Source organism: Streptomyces sp. NPDC091209, from assembly GCF_044757755.1.
Lineage (GTDB): Bacteria > Actinomycetota > Actinomycetes > Streptomycetales > Streptomycetaceae > Streptomyces.
The window spans coordinates 320,012-340,751 of record NZ_JBIVVR010000011.1 but is presented as its reverse complement, the minus strand read 5'-3'; the positions used below and the strand labels follow the sequence as shown (position 1 = coordinate 340,751).

General features: G+C 70.5%; 18 protein-coding genes and 1 pseudogene. 15 read left to right on the top strand and 4 right to left on the bottom strand.

The genetic code is table 11. From position 1 onward, the window contains the following. Positions 1 to 19: 19 nt before the first annotated feature. Positions 20 to 2,344, bottom strand: coding sequence for a glycogen debranching protein GlgX (gene glgX, locus ACIQRL_RS30365; RefSeq protein WP_401337471.1), 2,325 nt, complete (start codon positions 2,342 to 2,344; stop codon positions 20 to 22). 151 nt (positions 2,345 to 2,495) lie between these two features. Between glgX and ACIQRL_RS30360 the strand changes: the two genes are divergently transcribed. From ACIQRL_RS30360 to ACIQRL_RS30335, 6 genes are all read left to right on the top strand, one after another. Then, the gene (locus ACIQRL_RS30360) at positions 2,496 to 3,725 is read left to right on the top strand and encodes an Ig-like domain-containing protein (RefSeq protein WP_401337469.1); all 1,230 of its coding nucleotides are present in this window, start codon (positions 2,496 to 2,498) and stop codon (positions 3,723 to 3,725) included. A 180-nt stretch (positions 3,726 to 3,905) separates the two neighbouring features. Further along, positions 3,906 to 5,156 (top strand): Ig-like domain-containing protein, encoded by a 1,251-nt coding sequence (locus tag ACIQRL_RS30355; RefSeq protein ID WP_401337467.1) that lies wholly within the window; start codon positions 3,906 to 3,908, stop codon positions 5,154 to 5,156. 169 nt (positions 5,157 to 5,325) lie between these two features. After that, positions 5,326 to 6,093 (top strand): enoyl-CoA hydratase/isomerase family protein, encoded by a 768-nt coding sequence (locus tag ACIQRL_RS30350; protein WP_401337465.1) that lies wholly within the window; start codon positions 5,326 to 5,328, stop codon positions 6,091 to 6,093. A 260-nt stretch (positions 6,094 to 6,353) separates the two neighbouring features. Then, a complete protein-coding gene (locus ACIQRL_RS30345; RefSeq protein WP_401337526.1) occupies positions 6,354 to 6,962 on the top strand; it encodes an ATP-binding protein in 609 nt (202 codons plus the stop codon). Between the two features lie 307 nt (positions 6,963 to 7,269). After that, positions 7,270 to 8,109 (top strand): polysaccharide deacetylase family protein, encoded by an 840-nt coding sequence (locus ACIQRL_RS30340; protein ID WP_401337463.1) that lies wholly within the window; start codon positions 7,270 to 7,272, stop codon positions 8,107 to 8,109. Beyond that, entirely contained in the window at positions 8,109 to 9,308 is a 1,200-nt protein-coding gene (locus ACIQRL_RS30335; protein WP_401337461.1) for a YncE family protein, read from the top strand. The genes ACIQRL_RS30340 and ACIQRL_RS30335 overlap by 1 nt, the downstream gene beginning before the upstream one ends. 289 nt (positions 9,309 to 9,597) lie before the next feature. Here ACIQRL_RS30335 and ACIQRL_RS30330 read toward each other — a convergent pair whose 3' ends face one another. Next, complete coding sequence (locus tag ACIQRL_RS30330; RefSeq protein ID WP_401337460.1) at positions 9,598 to 10,233, bottom strand: GNAT family N-acetyltransferase; 636 nt, start codon at positions 10,231 to 10,233, stop codon at positions 9,598 to 9,600. Positions 10,234 to 10,286: 53 nt separating this feature from the next. Between ACIQRL_RS30330 and ACIQRL_RS30325 the strand changes: the two are divergent. The 3 genes and pseudogenes from ACIQRL_RS30325 to ACIQRL_RS30315 all read left to right on the top strand — a co-directional run bounded on the left by ACIQRL_RS30325 (position 10,287) and on the right by ACIQRL_RS30315 (position 12,179). Next, positions 10,287 to 10,968: pseudogene (locus ACIQRL_RS30325) on the top strand (MerR family transcriptional regulator). A gap of 60 nt (positions 10,969 to 11,028) precedes the next feature. Then, positions 11,029 to 11,241 carry an EF-hand domain-containing protein gene (locus ACIQRL_RS30320; protein WP_401337458.1) on the top strand — a complete coding sequence of 71 codons (213 nt, stop codon included), beginning with the start codon at positions 11,029 to 11,031 and terminating at the stop codon, positions 11,239 to 11,241. Positions 11,242 to 11,516: 275 nt separating this feature from the next. Beyond that, a complete protein-coding gene (locus tag ACIQRL_RS30315) occupies positions 11,517 to 12,179 on the top strand; it encodes an NADPH-dependent F420 reductase (RefSeq protein WP_401337456.1) in 663 nt (220 codons plus the stop codon). A gap of 17 nt (positions 12,180 to 12,196) precedes the next feature. Here the strand turns inward: ACIQRL_RS30315 and ACIQRL_RS30310 are convergent, their stop codons facing one another. After that, positions 12,197 to 13,369, bottom strand: a complete 1,173-nt coding sequence (locus ACIQRL_RS30310; RefSeq protein ID WP_401337454.1) for a N(5)-(carboxyethyl)ornithine synthase — start codon at positions 13,367 to 13,369, stop codon at positions 12,197 to 12,199. Between the two features lie 314 nt (positions 13,370 to 13,683). Next, on the bottom strand, positions 13,684 to 14,241 hold the full coding sequence (locus tag ACIQRL_RS30305; RefSeq protein WP_401337452.1) for a glycoside hydrolase family 25 protein: 558 nt from the start codon (positions 14,239 to 14,241) through the stop codon (positions 13,684 to 13,686). Positions 14,242 to 14,604: 363 nt separating this feature from the next. Between ACIQRL_RS30305 and ACIQRL_RS30300 the strand changes: the two genes are divergently transcribed. The 6 genes from ACIQRL_RS30300 (at position 14,605) to ACIQRL_RS30275 (ending at position 20,618) form a co-directional block, all read left to right on the top strand. After that, positions 14,605 to 15,114: a hypothetical protein gene (locus tag ACIQRL_RS30300; RefSeq protein WP_401337451.1), complete on the top strand. Its 510-nt coding sequence runs from the start codon at positions 14,605 to 14,607 to the stop codon at positions 15,112 to 15,114. 362 nt (positions 15,115 to 15,476) lie between these two features. Next, positions 15,477 to 16,562 (top strand): hypothetical protein, encoded by a 1,086-nt coding sequence (locus ACIQRL_RS30295; protein ID WP_401337449.1) that lies wholly within the window; start codon positions 15,477 to 15,479, stop codon positions 16,560 to 16,562. 201 nt (positions 16,563 to 16,763) lie between these two features. Continuing rightward, a complete protein-coding gene (locus tag ACIQRL_RS30290) occupies positions 16,764 to 17,852 on the top strand; it encodes a hypothetical protein (protein ID WP_401337447.1) in 1,089 nt (362 codons plus the stop codon). A 20-nt stretch (positions 17,853 to 17,872) separates the two neighbouring features. Continuing rightward, the gene (locus ACIQRL_RS30285) at positions 17,873 to 18,601 is read left to right on the top strand and encodes a hypothetical protein (RefSeq protein ID WP_401337445.1); all 729 of its coding nucleotides are present in this window, start codon (positions 17,873 to 17,875) and stop codon (positions 18,599 to 18,601) included. A gap of 11 nt (positions 18,602 to 18,612) precedes the next feature. Next, complete coding sequence (locus tag ACIQRL_RS30280) at positions 18,613 to 19,380, top strand: hypothetical protein (RefSeq protein ID WP_401337443.1); 768 nt, start codon at positions 18,613 to 18,615, stop codon at positions 19,378 to 19,380. Positions 19,381 to 19,508: 128 nt separating this feature from the next. Beyond that, positions 19,509 to 20,618: a M14 family metallopeptidase gene (locus ACIQRL_RS30275; RefSeq protein ID WP_401337441.1), complete on the top strand. Its 1,110-nt coding sequence runs from the start codon at positions 19,509 to 19,511 to the stop codon at positions 20,616 to 20,618. Positions 20,619 to 20,740 lie beyond the last annotated feature (122 nt).

The window sequence follows — 20,740 nt, the reverse complement described above, 5'->3', positions numbered from 1 at the left end:
GGTCTCTGCCGGCGGGCCCTCAGTGGACCTTCAACAGCAGTACGGACCGCGCCGGCACCGTGATCGCGGTGCCCGCCCGGTGCTCGACCCGGGGCACCTCGGCCTGCTCCTCCCGCGAGGTGTCCACGACCACCTCGTACCGCTCGGCCCAGGGCGCCCCCGGCAGGTCGAAGGAGGCCGGCCGGTCCCCGGCGTGCAGCACGGCGAGGAAGCTGTCGTCGACGACCGGGGTACCGCGGTCGTCCCGGCCCGGGATGTCCCGGCCGGACAGATACATGCCGAGGGTCGCGGCGGGCGCGTACCAGTCCCGTTCCGTCATCTCGGTGCCCCGTTCGGTGAACCAGGCCAGGTCCCGCAGTCCGTCGACGGAATGGGCCCGCCCGGAGAAGAACGCCCGGCGGCGCAGCACGGGATGCTCGTGCCGCAGCGCGATCAGACGGGACGTCAGCTCGAACAGGGCCCGCCAGCCGGGGTCGTTCAGCTGCGACCAGTCGACCCAGCTGATCTCGTTGTCCTGGCAGTAGGCGTTGTTGTTGCCCCGCTGGGTCCGCCCGAACTCGTCCCCGGCGACCAGCATCGGCACGCCGGTCGACAGCAGCAGCGTCGTCAGCAGGTTCCTCAACTGCCGCCGCCGCAGGGCCTGTACGTCCTCGTCCTCGCTCTCGCCCTCGGCCCCGCCGTTCCAGGCCCGGTTGTCGTCGGAACCGTCCCGGTTGCCCTCGCCGTTCGCCTCGTTGTGCTTGCGCTCGTAGGACACGAGGTCCCGCAGGGTGAAACCGTCGTGCGCGGTCACGAAGTTGACGGAGGCGTACGGACGCCGGCCGCCCCAGGCGTACAGGTCGCTCGACCCGGACAGCCGGTAGCCCAGGTCCCGCACGTCGGGCAGCGCGCCGCGCCAGAAGTCCCGGACGGCGTTGCGGTAGCGGTCGTTCCACTCGGTCCACAGGGGCGGGAAGGCGCCCACCTGGTAGCCGCCGGAACCCACGTCCCACGGCTCGGCGATCAGCTTGACCCGGCGCAGCACGGGGTCCTGCGCGATGACGGCGAGGAACGGCGACAGCATGTCGACGTCGTGCATGGACCGGGCCAGGGCGGCCGCCAGGTCGAAGCGGAAGCCGTCGACGCCCATCTCGGTCACCCAGTACCGCAGTGAGTCCGTGATCAGCCGCAGCACCTGCGGCTGTACGACGTGCAGGGTGTTGCCGCAGCCCGTGTAGTCCGCGTAGCGGCGGGCGTCCGACTGGAGCCAGTAGTACCCGCGGTTGTCGATGCCGCGCAGCGACAGCGTCGGGCCGAGTTCGCCCGCCTCGGCGGTGTGGTTGTAGACCACGTCGAGGATGACCTCGATCCCGGCCGCGTGCAGCGCGCGCACCATCCGTTTGAACTCGCCGACCTGCTGGCCGGTCGTGCCGGAGGCGGCGTAGCCCGCGTGCGGGGCGAAGTAGCCGATCGAGTTGTAGCCCCAGTAGTTCTTCATGCCCCGGCGCAGCAGGTGGTCCTCGTGGGCGAACTGGTGGACCGGCAGCAGCTCCACCGCCGTCACCCCGAGGTTCACCAGGTGCTCGATCGCGGCCGGGTGCGCGAGGCCCGCGTACGTGCCGCGCAGGTCCTCGGGGATCCCCGGGTGCAGACGGGTGAATCCGCGCACGTGCAGTTCGTAGATCACCGAGTCGGCCCACGGGGTCTTCGGGCGGTGGTCGTCCGACCAGTCGTCGTCGTCCTGGACGACGACGCCCTTGGGGACGAAGGGCGCCGAGTCGCGGTCGTCGCGCACGGTGTCGGCGACCTGCTGCTGGGGCCAGTCCCGGACGTGCCCGTACACCTCCGGCGGCAAGCCGAAGTCGCCGTCCACGGCACGGGCGTACGGGTCGAGGAGCAGCTTCGCCGGGTTCCAGCGGGCGCCGGTCCACGGGTCCCAGCGGCCGTGCACCCGGAAGCCGTAGCGGCGGCCGGGCCGCACGCCGGGCACGAAGCCGTGCCAGATCTCGTGGGTGAGTTCGGTGAGCGGGACGCGGGTCTCGGCGCCCTGTTCGTCGAAGAGGCACAGGTCGACGGCCTCCGCGCCGCCCGCCCACAGCGCGAAGTTGGTGCCCGTGGTGCCGTCCGGCCCGACCCGGAAGCGTGCTCCGAGGGGAGTCGGGGCACCCGGCCACACGGAGACGGGGGGCGCAGCGGGGCGCCGCCGCGCGCCGTTCACCGGGGGAGCGGCGGGCTCCACCGCGGGGTCCGTGGCCGGCGGTGCGGCGGCGGACGGTCCCGCCGGGTCCGCGGCGGTCTGCGCGGGCAGCCCGCCGCCCGCGGCACGTCCCTCCTGGACCGCCTCCTGCTCGGGTGCGCTCGACACCGGTCAGCCTCCCACGGCTCGTGGAACGGCACGAAAAAGGGTGCGCGGCGTCCCGGCCGCAGCTCCTTGTCGCGTCGTCCTCCCCACTGTTCTGCCCAGAGCGTGGCTCGCACTCACGTTTCCCCGGAGGGGCGGCGTCGTTGGGTCCCTTGTGAAGCACGTACAGACGCGCGCGCGGCGCGCAGGGGCCGCGCTGGCCGCCGTACTGACCTGGGCCGGCCTGCTGGCCGGAGCCTCCAGCTGCACCTCCGGCGGGATCCCGAAGGGGATCGGGGAGGCGTTCGGCAGACCACGGTCGCCCGAGGACGTCATCCACGTCTCCCCCGACGACAACACCAAGGGCGTACGCCCGCAGGAGGCGCTGCTGGTACGGGTGCCCAGCGGGCGCCTGGAGTCCGTGAAGGTCGTCAGGTCCCAGGACGCCGAGGAGTCCCCGGTGCCGGGGCGCATCAGCGACGACGGCCTGTCCTGGAGACCGGACGGGACGCGGCTCGCGCTGGCCGCCAAGTACACCGTCGACGCCGTGGCCCTGGACGGGAGCGGGCACCGCTCGGCGCGGCACACCACGTTCACGACGGCCGTCCCCGACGAGCGGTTCATCGGATACGTCACTCCGGAGGACCGGTCGGTCGTCGGCACCGGAATGATCGTCTCGCTGTCGTTCAACCGGGAGATCGTGAACCGGGCCGCCGTCGAGCGCGCCATCCAGGTGCGGGCGCGGCCGGCGGTGGAGATCCGCGCGCACTGGTTCGGCGACGACCGCGTCGACTTCCGTCCCGAGCAGTACTGGAAGCCGGGCACGAAGGTCACCGTGGCGCTGCGGCTGCGTGACGTCGAAGGGGCGCCGGGCGTGTACGGACTCCAGTCCAGGGCCTTCTCGTTCACCGTCGGCCGCAGCCAGACGTCCCTCGTCGACGCAGGCGCGCACACCATGCAGGTACGCCGCGACGGCAACCTCATCGCCACGGTTCCCATCACGGCGGGGGCGCCGAAGACGACGACGTACAACGGCAAGATGGTCGTCACGGAGATGCTCGAAGTGACCCGGATGAACAGCCGGACCGTCGGTTTCGGCGGCGAGTACAACATCCCCGACGTTCCGCACGCGATGCGCCTGACCGACTCCGGAACCTTCCTGCACGGCAACTACTGGGCGCCGGACGCCTTCGGGAACGCCAATGTGAGCCACGGCTGCGTGGGTCTGCGGGACGTGAAGGGCGGCAGCTCGGACACCCCGGCGGGCTGGTTCTTCGACCGCAGCCTCATCGGGGACGTCATCGAGGTCGTCCACAGCAAGGACAAGCTGGTCGCCCCCGACAACGGGCTCGGCGGCTGGAACATGGGCTGGAAGCAGTGGAAAAGGGGTGGGGCGGTGAAGTAACCCGATATACGGGTATGCGCACTACGGGCTCCAGCCGCGCCCCGTACGGCCGAAGTTGGGACTGAACGGTGACCTTCCCGGGGAGCCATCACTCCAGGTCGTGTGATTAATTAGCGCGATACGCGCGTGGGACGCGCTGGAGTGCGGGCCTGATCAGGCCGTGCGAGGGGAGAAACCATTTTGAACGGGCGACCGATATCGGGGGCGTCGGTTGGCGCGCGGACCCGCGGGAGCAACGGAATCCTGGCGCTGCTGCTGGGAGTTCTGCTGCTCGCCGTGGCCGCCTGCGGCGGGGGAGGGAGTTCGGACCAGGGGTCCGGCTCCGGCGACGGCAAGGGCAAGGGCGCCGGCGCCAAGGCGGACACCAAGGCCTCGCAGGCCGTGGTGACCATCGCCCCGAAGGACGGCGCCGCCGACGTGAAGACCAGCGGTGCCCTCAAGGTGACCGCGGCCAAGGGCAAGTTGACCGAGGTCGAGGTCGAGGACACCAAGGGCAGGGCGGTCGCGGGCAGCATCACGGACGGGGGCGCCACCTGGACGCCCTCGACCCACCTCTCCGCGGCCACCAAGTACAAGGTCCACGCGGTGGCCAAGGACTCGAGCGGCCGTGAGGCGGCCGAGGAGGCCGCGTTCACCACGCTGACCCCGAAGAACACGTTCGTCGGCATCTACACGCCCGAGGACGGTTCCAAGGTGGGTGTCGGGATGCCCTTCTCGATCCACTTCACCCGGGGCATCACGCACCCCGACGACGTCAAGAAGGCCATCACCTTCAAGACCGAGCCGGCGGTCGACGTCGAGGGCCACTGGTTCGGCAACGACCGTCTCGACTTCCGTCCCGAGCACTACTGGCAGGCCGGTACGAAGGTCACCGTCAGCTTCAACCTCGACGGTGTCGAGGGCCGCCCCGGGGTCTACGGCAAGCAGGCGAAGACCGTGAAGTTCACGATCGGCCGCAGCCAGGTCAGCACCGTCGACGCCAAGACCCACAAGATGGTCGTCAAGCGCGACGGCAAGGTCCTCAGGACACTCGCGATCACCACGGGCAAGCCGGGCTACGAGACCTGGAACGGCCAGATGGTCATCAGCGAGCGCCTCAAGGTGACCCGTATGAACGGCGAGACGGTCGGCTACGGCGGCGAGTACGACATCAAGGACGTGCCGCACGCCCAGCGCCTGACCAACTCGGGAACCTTCATCCACGGCAACTACTGGGGTGGCGGCGCCTTCGGCAACTACAACGCCAGCCACGGCTGCGTCGGTCTGCGCGATGTGCGCGGCGGCTACGACAGCAAGGTGCCGTCGGCCTGGTTCTTCGACAACTCGATCATCGGCGACGTGGTGATCGTGAAGAACTCCCACGACAAGACGGTCGCCCCGGACAACGGCCTCAACGGCTGGAACATGTCCTGGGCGGACTGGATCAAGTAACCGCTCCGGACCGGACCGGGCAACCGCTCCGGACCGGACCGGGCAACCGCTCCGGACCGGACCGGGCAACCGCTCCGGACCGGGCGGGGTGACGGCTCCTCACCGGGCCGGGTGTGCTGTGACTCAGCACACCCGGCCCGTTGTCGTTAACGGCCACTAACCTGATTCCATGACTGTGCATCTCGAAGTGGCCGAAGGCGTGGGCACCATCCGCCTGGACCGCCCTCCCATGAACGCCCTGGACGTCGCGACGCAGGACCGCCTCAAGGAACTGGCCGAGGAGGCCACGAACCGGCCGGACGTCCGCGCGGTGGTGCTGTACGGCGGGGAGAAGGTGTTCGCGGCGGGCGCGGACATCAAGGAGATGCAGGCGATGGACCACGCCGCGATGGTCGTACGGTCCCGGGCCCTGCAGGACTCCTTCACCGCCGTCGCCCGCATCCCCAAGCCCGTCGTCGCCGCCGTCACCGGATACGCGCTCGGCGGCGGCTGCGAACTGGCCCTCTGCGCCGACTACCGCATCGCCGGGGACAACGCCAAGCTGGGCCAGCCGGAGATCCTGCTGGGTCTGATCCCCGGCGCCGGCGGCACCCAGCGGCTGTCCCGGCTGATCGGCCCCTCCAAGGCCAAGGACCTCATCTTCACCGGCCGCATGGTCAAGGCCGACGAGGCCCTCGCGCTCGGCCTGGTCGACCGGGTCGTCCCCGCCGCCGAGGTCTACACCGCCGCGCACGCCTGGGCCGCCCGGCTCGCGCAGGGCCCGGCCATCGCGCTGCGCGCGGCGAAGGAGTCGATCGACGCGGGCCTGGAGACGGACATCGAGACCGGACTGACCATCGAGCGGAACTGGTTCGCCGGGCTGTTCGCGACGGAGGACCGCGAGCGGGGCATGCGGAGCTTCGTGGAAGAGGGCCCCGGCAAGGCGAAGTTCCTCTGACCCGTCCGCCGCGCCGGCCCGGGACACGGCCTCCGGGCCTCCCCGGGCCGGCCGGCCGACGGCCGCCGGCGCGGCCGGTGTCACCCTCGTGATTCCCGCTGATCCACTTGCGGTTGACGCGATGTCCTACCCGGCGTCCCCCGTTGGAGCGGTTTATCCCAGACTTAAGGGAACCTTAAGCGCACCTTGTCGCGAGAAGTCGGCGATTGCCCTCGACGGGCCTGTCGTGGCAGGTCGGACGGGTCCCCGCGCTATCCGAACTGCCTTTGGCATATGCCGATCGGATGGTGTGGAATGTCGCGTTCCGGGGGGCGTATTCCTCCGGAACGGCCCCGAAGCGGGCTCTCGGCGGCCATGATGGGGGCATGGCGGGGCTGGAGGGTATCGAACAGCCGCGGCGGCACGGAAGTGCGACCGCGGCGCGCTGGACGCCTGCGGTCGAGGACGAACGGGCGCTCAAGGCACTGGAGTTGTTCGGCAATCCCACCGAGGGAGAGGTGCCGCTGCCGTCCCGCCCGGAGTCCGCGGCCACCGCGCGGCGGCTCACCCAGGTCGTGGTGCTGCGGCACTGGGGCCTGTCCCCGAAGATGACCGAGGACGCGGTCTTACTCGTCTCCGAACTCGTGGGCAACGCCGTGCGGCACACCGGCGCCCGCGTTTTCGGACTCCGTATGCGCCGCCGTCGCGGCTGGATCCGTATCGAGGTCCGTGACCCCTCCCGCGGTCTTCCCTGTCTCATGCCGGTCCAGGAAATGGATCTGAGCGGCCGGGGACTCTTCCTCGTCGACAAGCTCTCCGACCGCTGGGGCGTCGATCTCCTGCCCCGCGGCAAGACCACCTGGTTCGAGATGCGCGTCGCCGACCGCTGACCCACCGGTTCCGGCCCGAACGCGAAAGCCCCGGCCGTGTGACAGCCGGGGCCTGCGGGGTGTCGCGGAACGAATTGGGGTGTGAACCGCGCCACCGGCGACAACCGTGGCCCGGGTCAATGGGTGGAGGTCGCATCGCCGACTATCGCAGACACGGCCGACTGATCCAAAAGTAGGGGTTCCCCCTCCGCTTATGGGTCCCGCCACCCCCGCGCGGCCCTGTATCCGGGTGCGGCAAAGCGACCCGCACCACCACCCGGTCGGACCAATCGCCGGTTTTTCGGCCGATTCACCCTTAAATGGTCCGGTGACCACGCCCGCCGAAGACCACGCAGCCCCCGCCCCGCCCCGGCGCGCGGCCCTGCTCACCGGAATCGCGCTCACCGCAGGAACCCTCGCCGCCGGAGCGACCACAGGCTGTTCCACCCCGCGCCCCGCCCACCCCCGCAACCTCACGACGCCTCCGGCCGCGCCCAGCGCACCCCCCGCCACCGCGACCCGCGCAGTTCCCGTACTCGCCCCCGCCCCCCGCCGCTACCCCGCCCAGCCCTCCGAAATCACCCACGGTCCCCGCACCCACCCGTCCAAGGTGGCCCTCACCTTCCACGGCCAGGGCGACCCCGCCGTCGCCAACTCGCTTCTCGGCGAGGCCGAGAAGGCCGGCGCCAGGGTCACCGTCCTCGCCGTCGGCACCTGGCTGGACGAGCATCCGGACGTCGCCCGCCGCATCCTCGACGGCGGACACGACCTCGGCAACCACACCCTCCGCCACCTCGACATCAACGCGATGCCGGCGACCGAGGCCGCCGCGGAGATCCGGGGCTGCGCGGACCGCCTCAAGCGGCTCACCGGTTCGATCGGCACCTGGTTCAGGCCGTCCCGCAGCCCCCGGGCCTCGCCCCTGGTCCAACGCCTCGCCCGCGACGCGGGCTACCCGCACACGCTCTCCTACGAGGTCGACTCCCTCGACTACACCTCGCCGGGAGCCACCGCGGTCACCCGCAAGGTCCTGGCCGAAGTCCGCCCCGGCTCCGTCGTGAGCCTGCACTTCGGATACGCCGACACGGTCGCCGCCCTTCCCGCCCTCCTGCACGAACTCGACCGCCGCGGCCTGCGCGCGGTCACCACCACGGAGCTGCTGAGCTGATGCTGACGCCACCCTCCTTCCCGTGCCGCGTCCTGATCGCCGGCGCCGCCCTCACCGCGCTCGTCTCCCTCACGGGCTGCAGCGGCCCCTCCCGGTCCCACGCCGACGAAGCCCTCGGCACCAAGGCGGCCGCCGTCCAGCCCGCCCAGCCGAAGCAGCGGACGGTCCAGGGCCTGCCCGGCATGCCCCCCTTGCTGGACCCAGCGGACGTCTACGCCGCCGACCGCCCGAACCGGCTCTCCCCGGTGGTCAAGGACTTCCCGTCCCGCGTCTACGTGCCGAACACCAACTCCAACACGGTCTCGGTCATCGACCCGAAGACGTACAAGGTCATCGAGACGATCCCGGTGGGCGTCCAGCCCCAGCACGTCGTCCCCTCCTGGGACATGAAGACCCTGTGGGTCAACAACGACCGGGGCAACACCCTCACCCCCATCGACCCGAAGACCGGCGAGGCGGGCAAGCCGGTCGACGTGCACGACCCGTACAACCTCTACTTCACGCCCAACGGCAAGTACGCGATCGTCATGGCCTCCCTCGACCGCGAGCTGGTCTTCCGCGACGCGCACACCATGAAGACCGTCAGGACGGAGCCGGTCAGCTGCTACGGCGTCAACCACGCCGACTTCTCCCCGGACGGCCGCTACTTCATCGTGTCCTGCGAGTTCAGCGGCGAAATCCTGAAGGTCGACACCGAGCGGATGAAGGTGATCGGCCAGGAGAAGCTGCCGTTCCACGGGGCGATGCCGCAGGACGTGAAGATCTCCCCGGACGGCAAGAAGTTCTACATCGCCGACATGATGGCCGACGGCGTGTGGGTCCTGGACGGCGACAAGTTCACCCGGCCGACCCTGCTGCACACGGGCAAGGGCGCGCACGGCCTCTACGTCAGCCGGGACTCGCGCGAGATGTACATCTCCAACCGCGGTGAAGGCACCATCTCCATCTTCGACTTCACCCAGAACAAACTCACCAAGAAATGGCGTCTGCCCGGCGGCGGCAGCCCCGACATGGGCGGCGTCTCGGCGGACGGCAAGGTCCTGTGGCTCTCCGGCCGCTACAACTCGGAGGTGTACGCCATCGACACCCGCACCGGTGTCCAGCTCGCCCGCATCCACGTCGGCAGTGGTCCGCACGGCCTCGCCGTCTACCCCCAGCCGGGCCGGTACTCGCTCGGCCACACCGGCATCTTCCGCTAGGACGGCGCCCGTCGACCGGCAACGGCTCACCTGCCGTCGTACCGCGACGTTCCACGACCCGTCGCCGCGGCGCCGTGATCGTGCTCCGCGCGATCACAACCCGCCTGTGGCGGCGGGCCGTTGCCGTCGGCCGGTTCCTGGCGGCCGTCGGCGCGAAGACCGCCGCGTCGGTTCGGTGCGTGTCCGTTCGGTGCGCGTCGGTTCGGTACGGCCCGGTTCGACAGGGCCGGTTCAGTCCGGCCGGTTCGTGCCCGCCGGTTCAGTACGCGCCGGTTCGGTGCGCGCCGGTTCAGCGAAGGCTGAGCAGGGCCTCCGCTCCGGCGGGGCGGTAACCGGCCGCCTGGAACGCCCGCAGGCTGCGGGCGTTGCCCGCCGCCACCTGCGCCCAGACCGGCTCGCCCGCCAGGTGCCGCGCCGCCGACGCGAGCGCCCGGCCCAACCCCCGGTGCCGTACGCCCTCGTCCACCTCGACCGCGGCCTCCAGGCGCCCGCCGACCCCGCGCCCGAGGACGAGGACCCCGCCGTCCGCGGCCCACGCCCGCACATCGTCGCGCCGTCTTCGGGACCCGGCGACCCGCGGGTGACCGAGGTCGTCGATCTCCGTGAGCGCGAGGGCCGCGGGGCCGGGGAGCGGGGCGGCGACGGAGAGCAGGTCGATCGTGTCGTTCGACCGCCCCGTCCGCTCCATGAACGCGGCGAGGAACCGGGGATTCATGGCCGCGGCGAGCGCGTCGCAGTCGACGGCCCCCAGCGCCGCGCGGACCCACCCCTCGTCCTCGTCGGTGAAGACGACGGAGTGCGCGGTGAAGGCGAGGACGCCGGCGTCGCGGGGGGAGTCCTGGCGTACGACCGTGGTGGCGCCGTCGGGCGGCGGGAAGACGCCATGGGCGGCGGCGTCCAGAATGCCGCCGAGCGTACTGGGCATGATGGTCCCCGGCCCTTGAGTCTCCACCTACTGGAAGGCCCACACTCGCAGACATGATCGACGACGGCACCGGCCTTTTCACCATCGGCGAACTGACCCGCAGGACCGGCCTGACCGTCCGGACCGTCCGCTTCTGGTCGGACGAGGGCGTGCTGCCCCCGGTGACCCGGTCCGCGGGCGGCTACCGCCTGTACGACGCCGGGTCCGTGGCCCGCCTGGAGCTGATCCGGACCCTGCGCGAACTCGGTCTCGGCCTAGGGGACGTGCGCAGGGTGCTGGCGGGCGAGGCGACGGTGGCGGAGGTGGCCGCCGCCCACGTGGCCGAGCTGGACGCGCAGATCAGGTCGCTGAAGGTGGCCCGGGCGGTGCTGTCGACCGTGGCACGACGCGGTTCGACCGCGCAGGAGCTGACACGGATGACCAGACAGGCGCGGCTGTCGGCCGCCGAACACGGGCACGTTCCCGTGGTCCATGAGCCGCCCGGAGCGGCCGGCGGGCGAGGCGCCGACGCGGGGGGCCGGCCCCGGGTCACCGGAGGAGGACCAGGTGCCCGGCGGACCGCCAGGCGACACCGGCCGGTTTGCGGTCCTCGCGCGCACGGCATCCGCGGCGCCTGCCGGGACGGCTCGCTCCAGGGAGCGGACGGCACCGCTCCGCGGCCTCGGCCCGCTGTCGGAGCACCGCGAGGAGTTCGCCTGGGTGGTCGCCGTACTGCGCCCTCGCGCGGACCGTTAATCTGACCTCCGTACACAAGGCAGTAACGCATGCAGTGATGCACGACGAAGGGGCGGATCGGTGGCCGACATCGAGGAAGCACGCAAGCAGTTCGAGCGGATCGATACGGACGGTGACGGGTTCATCACCGCGGCCGAGTTCAAGACCGCTCTCGCCCAGGGCGGCGACTGGAACGTCACCGAGTCGGTGGCGGAGGCCGTCATCGCCAGCCGCGACCTCAACGGCGACAAGGTCCTCTCGTTCGACGAGTTCTGGATCCACCTGAGCAAGTGACGCCCGCCGAAGGGGCGCCCGCCGGTCTTCCGGAGGGCGCCCCTTCGGCGTGCCGGAACCCATTGGCAGAGCGGGCAGAGCGGGCAGAGCGGGGAGAGCAGGGGAGAGCGGGCAGGGAGGGCAGGTCCGGCGGCCCGTCGGTGCGGAGCCCGGGGTCTGCGGAGCCCGGCGTTCCGGGTACCGGTCACCCGGATGCCGTACGTCCCGGAATAGCGCGTGCGCCCCGGGAGTTGGTGATGCGCATCAGGAGCGTCAACCCCGGAAGGGTCTGTCTCATGAAGATCGGCATCATCGGCGCGGGCAACATCGGCGGCAACCTCACCCGGCGGCTCACGGCCGTCGGTCACGACGTCTCGGTCGCCAACTCCCGCGGTCCCCAGACGCTCGGCGCGCTCGCCGACGAGACCGGGGCGACCCCCGTCACGGTCGAACAGGCGGCACAGGGCGCGGACGTCGTGATCGTCACGATCCCGCTCAAGGCCGTACCCAACCTGCCGGACGGCATCCTGGACGGAGCCGCCGAGGACGTCGCCGTCATCGACACCGGCAACTACTACCCCCAGCAGCGCGACGGCAGGATCGCCGGGATCGAGGACGACGGCCTCACCGAGAGCCGCTGGACCGCCCAGCAGATCGGCCACACGGTCATCAAGGCCTTCAACGGCACCTACGCGCAGGACCTCCTGGACCGCGCCCGCCCGGCCGGCGCCGCCGACCGCATGGCCCTCCCGGTGGCCGGTGACGACGCGGCGGCGAAGCGGCGCGTGCGCGACCTCATCGACGAGATCGGCTTCGACACCGTCGACGCCGGAGGGCTGGACGACTCCTGGCGCCAGCAGCCCGGCAGCCCCGTCTACGGTCTCCAGGAAGGCCTCGACGCGGTGACGAAGGCGCTGGCGGAGGCCTCCCCGGAACGCTCGGCGGACTTCCGCGGCTAGTCCGCCCCACACGCTCGCTAGAGCGCCGGGCTCAGCGCGGGCGCCGGGATGTTCGGGGTGTGGGGGTAGGCGGCCGAGCGGTGCTGGAAGGAGAGGATCTTCGGGTTCTGGACGACGCCGTCGCGGATCTCGATGGCTTTTCGGACCGTGACGTCGGCGTCCCAGGCCGTGGGGCCGCTCATGACCGTGCGCAGGTAGGGCAGGAGCGCCTCACTGATCTCCCAGGTGGCGGAGTTCCACAGGTGGGACGGGCTGTGATCCACCGCGTAGTAGTGGCAGCCCGCTCCCACGGTGGGCATGGGATCGCCGAAGGTGGTCGGGTGGGCCCAGGAGAATCCCATGCCCTCGTCGCAGGCGACGTCGATGAAGAAGGTCCCCGCCCGGAACCGGGCGAGTTCCTCGTCGGTGACGAACATCAGCGGCGCGTCGGTGTCCTGCAGGATGCAGTTGACGACGATGTCGAACCCGGCCAGGTACTCCGCCAGCGGCACGGGCCCCGCCGGAGTGGAGGCCTGCAGGCGGGACGGGTCGCCGTCCTGCTCCTCGAAGTGGCCCATCACGACCGAGGGCATCGGCGAGGCCACCGCCGCGGCGGCGCGCTGGGTGAGCACCGTGACGTCGGAAACCCCCATGGCGCCCAGGCCCGTGACCGCTCCGCGCGCCGTGGCGCCGAAGCTGATGACCACCGCGCGCAGGCGGCGCCCGTAGCTGCCGGTCAGCCCGCCGAGCTGCAGGGCGTGCAGTACCGAGCAGTAGCCCGCGAGCTCGTTGTTCTTGTGGAACACATGGACGCTGAAGGCGCCCGTGGAGGTCCAGTGGTTCATGGCCTCCCAGGCGACCAGTGTCAGCCGCCGGTCGATGGCGATCTGGGTCATCTTCTCGTCCTGCACGCAGTGCGGCCATCCCCACAGCACCTGGCCGTCGCGCAGCTCCGCGATGTCGTCGTGCGTCGGCTTGGGCAGCAGCATGATGTCGCACGCGGCGACGAGTTCCTCGCGGGAGCGCAGGCCCGCCACGAGGGGACGCAGCGCGTCGTCGGTCACGCCGAACCGCTCGCCGTAGCCGCGTTCGAGGAAGATCCTCTCGCGTACGTCAGGGGCGATCCGGCCGAGGTGGCTGGGGTGCAGGGGCAGACGGAACTCGTTCTCCTTGCGGGAGGAGGCGAGTACTCCGAGGCTCATCGGACTCATGTGGGGCGGCTCATCTCCGGCCGGACGCGATGTGCTCCGGCCTTGCCGTTCCCCGAGGGCGACGCCGCGATGGATGGCGGCGTGCGAGGTGCGCTCGGTACGGCCACCGTACTCCGGTCCCGTTCGCGGACCGGCCGCCGCTCGTTTGAGCTCAGGAGACGGCCCGGCGGTCAGGGCGACGCGGGTGCCGACGGACCACCGGCACCGGGCGTCCGCGCCGGGCGCCGGGGACCGGCCGACGGCGGCCGGCGCGCCGGCCGACTGCCGGACTCCAGGGACCGGACAGGTCCTCGTCCCGGGCGCGGTGCCGGCCCCTAGGCAGTGCCGGCCCAGGCGCGCAGGGCGGCCTCGCTCTCGAAGTCGGCGACGTCCCTGTCCACCGGATCGGCGGTGTACTGGTGGAAGCGCCACGTCGCCTGGATGCGGGGTTTGCCGGCGGTCACGTAGTCGGCGATCCAGAGTCCGTCTCCGCTGTACGAGGTGGTGTCGATGTTCAGCCAGAAGTCGCGGTTGGTGTAGAGCACCACACGGTTGTCCGGGCGCAGTTGCTTCACCCTGCGGATGAAGCGGTCCTTCTCCGCGTTGCTCGCGTGGGTGCCGTCGCCGGTGGTCTCCCAGTCGACGGCGAGCAGATCACCGGCCTTCTCGGGGGCCTTGCTCACGAAGTACGCGGCCTGGGCGCTGATGTTGCCGGGCCACAGGAAGTGGTAGAAGCCCACGACGCAGTCGGCGTCGCGGGCGGTCTTCACCTGCGCGGTGAGTTTCGGATTGACGTACGAGCGTCCTTCCGTCGCCTTGACGAAGACGAAGGAGAGACCGGCCGTGCCGTACGCGGACGACTGGTAGGCGCTGACGTCGATGCCTCGCAGCATGGGTGGAGCCTCCGTGCGTGGGGGACGGGCCACACGGGGCGACGCCCGGTGTCCGAGGGGAACAAACGCCGCTGTCCGTGGGGGGACAGCTCGTGGGGGACAACTGCCTTTGGGATTCCCCCACTTCGCCCCTCCCACGCTCGCACGCCTGACCGCCACCCCCGCACGGGCCGGCACGGCCGCGACAACCCCGACGGAACCACGCCGTGCGGCCGGTCGGCCGTCGTCTTCTTGCTCTGTCCTGGGGAAAGGCGCATCCAGCAAATGGACTGCAAGTCTCCATTTTCATCTCGGGAATCACGTCTTGACGCCCCAAGGAATGCGGCGAAATGCCATGGAAAGTGCGCTGCTATCATCCGTGGTATGGGACCATTGAATCCATTTCACCCCGAGCTTGTTGTTGGCTTGATTTGTTTCCTCTCGGTCTTCGGAGTGTTCGCGAAGTTACTGGTTCCGCGTATCCAGGGAACCCTCACGGAACGCGAAGATGCGATCGAGGGCACCATGGAGCGCGCGGAAGCCGTTCAGGAGGAGGCTCGGCGTATTTACGCCGAGTACCAGGAAGAACTCAGTGCGGCCCGCCATGAGGCGGCACAGGTTCGACAGAGCGCCACGGAAGAGGGAGCCGGCCTTCTCGCCACACTGCGTGACGAAGGCCGGAAGCAGCGCGAGAACCTTGTGGCGGCGGCCAGGGCGCAGCTCGAAGCGGACTGCATCATCGCCGAGGCGGAACTGCGCGAGGGTGTCTTCACCTTGGCGACCGAGCTCGCGGGTCGCATGGTCGGGGAGCCGCTCGGTGACCTGCCCCGGGCGCGCGCCATCGCCGACGACTTCTTCGCCAAGGCGAATGCCGAGGACGCGGCGAGGGAGTGACCTGATTTCCTCGCTGTCTCCAGAACGAGCCGCACCGCCGACTCGCGGACCACGGTAGGGCCTGGATCATCACGATCCGGGCCCTGCTCTCATGTTCCGGCCCTATCTCGCTCCCCTCGCTTCCGTCCTGAGCGCGCGGCGCACCCCGTCCTGCGGGCTGCCGGGTACGGAAAGGCTCACCGGCGCCGACCGCGTCGGCCCCGGCGCTCACGTGCCCGCTTACGTGCTCGCTCACGTCTCCGCTCACATGGGGACCAGGCGGAAGTACTAGCCGTGGAACAGGGGCAGGGACCATCGTCCTATAGCCCCCGGACCCGGTGACCCGTCAAATTGGTGACCACGGCGAGAAAAGGTCAAAGGTCATGACGGGAGTGATCGTGTCCGCGCAGATAGCAATTGATCCCGGCCGCTTCAGCCAGTTCGGTGAAGCCACCGGAAGCACCTTCTGTCTGATCACGAATTCCGAGCTGGTGGACCGGTTCGAAGTCGTCGAAACGGCACCGTACCGGGAGTTCCTCACCATTACGCTGGACGCCGGGGACCGGTTCGAGGAAATACTCGAGAAGAAGATACCGGAACCCGCGCACGTCCTGGTGGTCTCGCCGCACCGGTTCTTCGAATCACCCGACCCCGATCTGGTGGGGCAGCGGAAGATCATGGGCATGGCGTGCAATTCGACGCCCACCGGTCTCGACGAGATCCGGCATTTCCTCGGTGTGATGGAACGGACCTCGGCTGCCGACCAGGCCGCGTTCTGCGACACCTTCTTCGAACTCGCCGAGGACTCGGACCAGTTGGTGTACGTCGACCCGGTGCACGGCACCCGCGCCACCCTCGACCATCTGCGCGAGGGTCTGGTGTGGAACCAGCAGGCCGGCCCGCTGGACTGGGGCGACCAGCAGATCGTCCCGTCCGGTGAGATCAGCGTGCTGCCGGTCGAGATCAGGGAGTTCGACGAGGCCCTGAAGCTGCCGCTGGAGGGTGAGATCACGCTGCGCGGCTACCCGATCCTGCACAACGGCACCCCCTCCTTCTCCCGGACCGACCAGGCCCGCATCCACTCCCGGCTCTGGGCGATGCACGACAACGCGATCAAGGCCACCGTCGAGGACGGCAGGATCACGCGCCTGGAGGCGCTGGACGCCGGAGCGGCGCCGGCCGTGGCGATGCTGGAGCAGATGTTCGCCGTGGACTCCCGCTACCGGATCGTGTGGGAGATCGGCCACGCCCTGAACACCTCGCACGACATCCTGCCCGGAAACCACGCCATGAACGAGGTGTACGGCGGCACGGAAGGCTGCCTGCACTTCGGCCTCGGCCTCACTCCGTACACCCAGTACCACCTGGACATCATTTCGCCCGACACCCGCGTGCTGACCAGCAATGGAGTCGCGGTGATCGGCCACCCGGACCACCCCACCGTCGAGAGGGTCGTGCCCGCCGAATAGCGGTGCTCGACCGTCCGGCCGGCCGGGGTGAATACAAGGCAATACACCCAACAGGAGGTGACTCCCCATGAAGAAGATCAAGGTGCAGAAGAACCGCAACTACCTGGGCACGCTCCTGGGCTGAGTACCGACCCGCGGCGGGGCATTTCACGATCCCCCGCCGCGGGGTTCCCCTTTTGTCTTTCACCAGGGAGTGCGCCCGTGTCACCGCTGGATCTCACGACAAGCGACTTCGATCAGTTCGGCAGGCCGGTCGAGACCTTCTGTCTGATCACGAGCGAACAGCACGGCGAGCTCTTCTCCCTGAATTCCGGTGACGGGTATTCCCGGGTGCTCCACCTGACGCTTCCGCCCGGCACACGCCTCGGTGAGCTGATCGCGCGGAGCGTCCCCCCGGACGCGCACGTGCTGGCGGTCTGCCCCGGGCGGTTCCTCGACTCGCCGACCCCGCAGGAGCTGGGCGGGCGCAAGTTGGCCGTGCTGCCGGCCGGGTCCACGCCGTTGACCGACGAGCACGTCCGCTACTTCCTGCGCACCGCCGCCCGCACCGACGTCGCCGAACACGCGCGTGTGGCCGAGGAGTTCTTCGACCTGGTGGGCGACAGCGACCGGCTGACCATCGTCGACGACGCCTCCGGCACCGAGGCCGAGTTCGACCACACCGTCGGCGAGTGCGTCTGGAACATGCAGGCGGGCGTCCTGGAAGAGGGGGACCAGCAGATCTTCCCCTCGGGCAAACTGAGCGTCACCGCCGCCGAGATCACCACCTTCGAACCGGAGGCCCGGCTGCTCGGCCTCGACGGCGACCTCACCCTGCGCGGGTGGCCGATCGTCCACCGCCACCAGGACCCGGCCGACGGCGCCGACCAGCAGCGGCTGTTCGAAGCGCTCACGCCGCTCGTCTCCAACGCCGTGACGCTGCACGTCGCCGCCGGAACCATCGAGGGCGTCACCCCGCAGACGTCGGCGGCGACGTCGGCCGCCATGGAGCTGGAGAAGCTCCTCACCGACGATCCGCGCTACCGCGTCATCTGGGAGCTCGGCTTCGGGATCAACACCACCACGGAGATCATCCCGGCGAACTGCGGCCCGAACGAGGTGTACGGCGCCACCAGCGGGGTCGTGAACCTCGGGCTGGGGATCACGCCGGCCACGCGCTTCGCCCTGGCCTTCCTCTGCCCCCGCAGCTCACTGGTGACATCGGACGGAACCGCCGTCCTCGGCGCCCGCAAGGCGGTACGCCGTGGCCGGATGCAGCGCGTCTCCAGCGCGAACTGCGGCTGCCACTGACCCAAGGGAGGAAACACGCCATGACGATCAACCCCGAACTGCGCAAGAAGGTCGACGCGGTCCTCGACACCTTCATCAAGGACTTCTACGAGACGGTCCCGTACGCCCAGCACCAGAAGAACGCCTCCGAGCTGAACCTCGACTACTACAAGCGGCACAACATCGAGACGATCCTGCGGCTGCGCCGCAAGAGGACCGTGGACGCGCTGGCCATCAAGTACTTCACCAAGGTGGACCCGGTGCAGGCCAAGGCGTGGGCGCACTACACCGACGACGAGATGCTGCACGACCGGCTGTTCGCCGCCGACCTCGCCAAGGTCGGGGTCACCAAGGACCAGATCTACTCCACGGAGCCGCTGCTCTCCACCAAGCTGCTCACCGGATACCTCCAGTACGGCATGGAGTTCGAGGACAGCCCGATGGCGCTGATCACCAGCGTGTACTTCGTCGAGTACGTCACCACGCGCACCCAGCCCGACTGGCTGGACAACCTGGGCGACGTCCTCGGCGAGGAGAACGTCAAGGGCGCCCGCGCCCACGTCAACACCGACCTCGACGACGACCACGACGACTTCGTGTGGCGCGTGCTGTCCACGCTGATCACCTCGGAGGCCGACGAGCGGAAGGTCGTCGAGCACCTCAACAACGTCTACTGGCTGTGGAAGCTCTACTTCGTGGAGCTGCACCAGCTCACCGTGCTCGGCAGGAGCGACGGCCAGGTCCCGCTGCCCACCTCGGCCGAGGTCTGAGCGGGGCAGCGGTGGCCGACGACGACCGAGCCACGCGGCCCGGCGGGCGGCGGGGGGTCGAGGTACTGACCCTGCCGCCCGGCCGGGAGCTGCCGACCGAGACCGAGAAGTGGATCGTGGACGGTCTGGTCCTCGCCATGCCGGGACTCCACACCCGGCAGCTCTTCACGCTCCGGCGCGAGATGCTGACCGAGGCCGACCACGTCGTCGTAGGGGTGGACCGGGAGCGCGACCGGGTCGTCTCGCTGCTCACCTCCCGGTGGGCGCAGATCCCGTCGGGGCGGCCCTGTCTGCACATCATGATCCAGTTCGTGGGTGACGCGTACCGCAACGGCGCTGTATTCAAGGAGAGCTGGGCCCAGCACTTCGGCCGGCTGCTGGCCGACGGCGGCCCGTTCCCCGAGGTGATCGCGCTCAAGACGTACAACCCCGTGGTGCACTGCGCGATGTCGGCGTTCAGCGGCCATCCGGACATCAGCATGTACCCGGACCTCACGGGCAAGGACGACAGCCAGGAGTCCCTGGCGGCCGAGGTGGCCGGGGCACTCGCCCCCCGGGCGGGCTTCGACGCGGCGCGCGGAGTCATCCCGGGCATCGGGCGCCCGCTCGACCTCTACCGGGAGCGGCCGCTGAGCCATGTGCCCGAGGCCAACCGGTACTTCGCCGAGCACACGGAGCCGGGCGACAGGGTGCTGTGCCTGCTGCACATACCCACACAGGCGGGGGCGCACGCGATCCTCACGGCCCTGGGCGTGCCGCTGCCCTCGGCGCGGAGCTGACACCGCTCGACCGGCCGGGTCCGGCGCCCGTCAGAGGCTCCGGCCCGTCGCCCGTGGCCTCCTCCGGGGGAAGCACCCGCACTCCAGGCACACCAAGCACTCCAGGCTCTCCAGGAACGCGAGGCAGCATGGCGGACACATTTCCCCTCGACTACTCCCGGGCCCGCGCCGCCTTCCTGGGCGCCGCCGAGGAGGCGGGCGCACGCCTGAGGACCTTCCCCCTGCCCAGGTACCGCGGCCCCGACGGCGGCGAACTCTGCGTCGACACCGCGTACTTGGGGCCGCCCGACCCGGCGAAGCTCCTGGTGACGGTGTCCGGGACCCATGGCATCGAGGGCTTCTGCGGCTCGGCCTGCCAGACCGGCATCCTGTTGCGCGAAGGCGTCGCGAAGGCGGCCGTCGGGCCCACGACCGGCGTGCTGCTCGTCCATTCCCTCAACCCGTACGGCTTCGCCTATCTGCGGCGCGTCAACGAGGACAACATCGACCTCAACCGGAACTTCGTCGACCACGACGCCCCGCCGCACAACGACGCCTACGACGCCGTGCACCCCACGCTGGTGCCGCCGGACGCCGTCGGGTTCGCGCCCGGCGAGCTGGTCGCGGGCCTCACCGGGCTCCGTGAACGGCTCGGCCCGCAGCGGCTCCAGGAGGCCGTGACCCGCGGCCAGTACCGCCACCCCGACGGACTGTTCTACGGCGGACACGCTCCGACCTGGTCCCGGCGGGTGTTCGAGACCGTGGTGGCCGAACAGATCGCCGGCGCCGGCCACGTCGGCTACATCGACCTGCACACGGGGCTCGGCGACCGAGGCGTCGGCGAACCCATCTTCCGCGGCGGCCGTGACGCCGACGCCCACCAGCGGGCCCGCCGGTGGTACGGCGACGCGCTCACCGCCTCGGAGCAGGGCACCTCCTCCTCCACGCCGATCGTGGGCAACACGGCGACCGCGGTGGCGGACGGCCTAGGCTCCGGGAGCCGGCTGACCGCGATCACCCTGGAGTTCGGCACCCAGCCGGGCCCCGAGGTGCTGCTCGCGCTGTGCGCCGACGCCTGGCTGCACCGGCACCGTCCGCCGGCCGACGCGGTGCGCTCCGACCTCAAACGGCTGATCCGCGAGGCCTTCTGCCCCGCGGAGGACGCCCGTTGGCGCGAGCGGGTCCTCCAGCGGGCACGCGAGGTCTTCGACCAGGCCCTCGCCGGCCTCGCCGACGCCAAGCCGTGGGAAGCCGGGTGACCCGGCCGGCACCGCGCCGGTGACCGCAGGCGGCGACCACCCCGGGGGTGGTCGCCGCCTGCGTGTCGCGTGTTCCGTGCCGGAGGACCCACCGGCCTCGCAGTGGTCGCCGACGGGCGCCG

Bases quoted from the DNA above. Each gene is read 5' to 3' on its own strand.
- ACIQRL_RS30285 (WP_401337445.1), top strand. From the start codon at position 17,873: ATGACGATCAACCCCGAACTGCGCAAGAAGGTCGACGCGGTCCTCGAC.
- ACIQRL_RS30300 (WP_401337451.1), top strand. From the start codon at position 14,605: ATGGGACCATTGAATCCATTTCACCCCGAGCTTGTTGTTGGCTTGATT.
- ACIQRL_RS30330 (WP_401337460.1), bottom strand. From the start codon at position 10,233: ATGCCCAGTACGCTCGGCGGCATTCTGGACGCCGCCGCCCATGGCGTC.
- ACIQRL_RS30315 (WP_401337456.1), top strand. From the start codon at position 11,517: ATGAAGATCGGCATCATCGGCGCGGGCAACATCGGCGGCAACCTCACC.
- ACIQRL_RS30350 (WP_401337465.1), top strand. From the start codon at position 5,326: ATGACTGTGCATCTCGAAGTGGCCGAAGGCGTGGGCACCATCCGCCTG.
- ACIQRL_RS30310 (WP_401337454.1), bottom strand. From the start codon at position 13,369: ATGAGTCCGATGAGCCTCGGAGTACTCGCCTCCTCCCGCAAGGAGAAC.
- ACIQRL_RS30335 (WP_401337461.1), top strand. From the start codon at position 8,109: ATGCTGACGCCACCCTCCTTCCCGTGCCGCGTCCTGATCGCCGGCGCC.
- ACIQRL_RS30305 (WP_401337452.1), bottom strand. From the start codon at position 14,241: ATGCTGCGAGGCATCGACGTCAGCGCCTACCAGTCGTCCGCGTACGGC.
- ACIQRL_RS30295 (WP_401337449.1), top strand. From the start codon at position 15,477: ATGACGGGAGTGATCGTGTCCGCGCAGATAGCAATTGATCCCGGCCGC.
- ACIQRL_RS30275 (WP_401337441.1), top strand. From the start codon at position 19,509: ATGGCGGACACATTTCCCCTCGACTACTCCCGGGCCCGCGCCGCCTTC.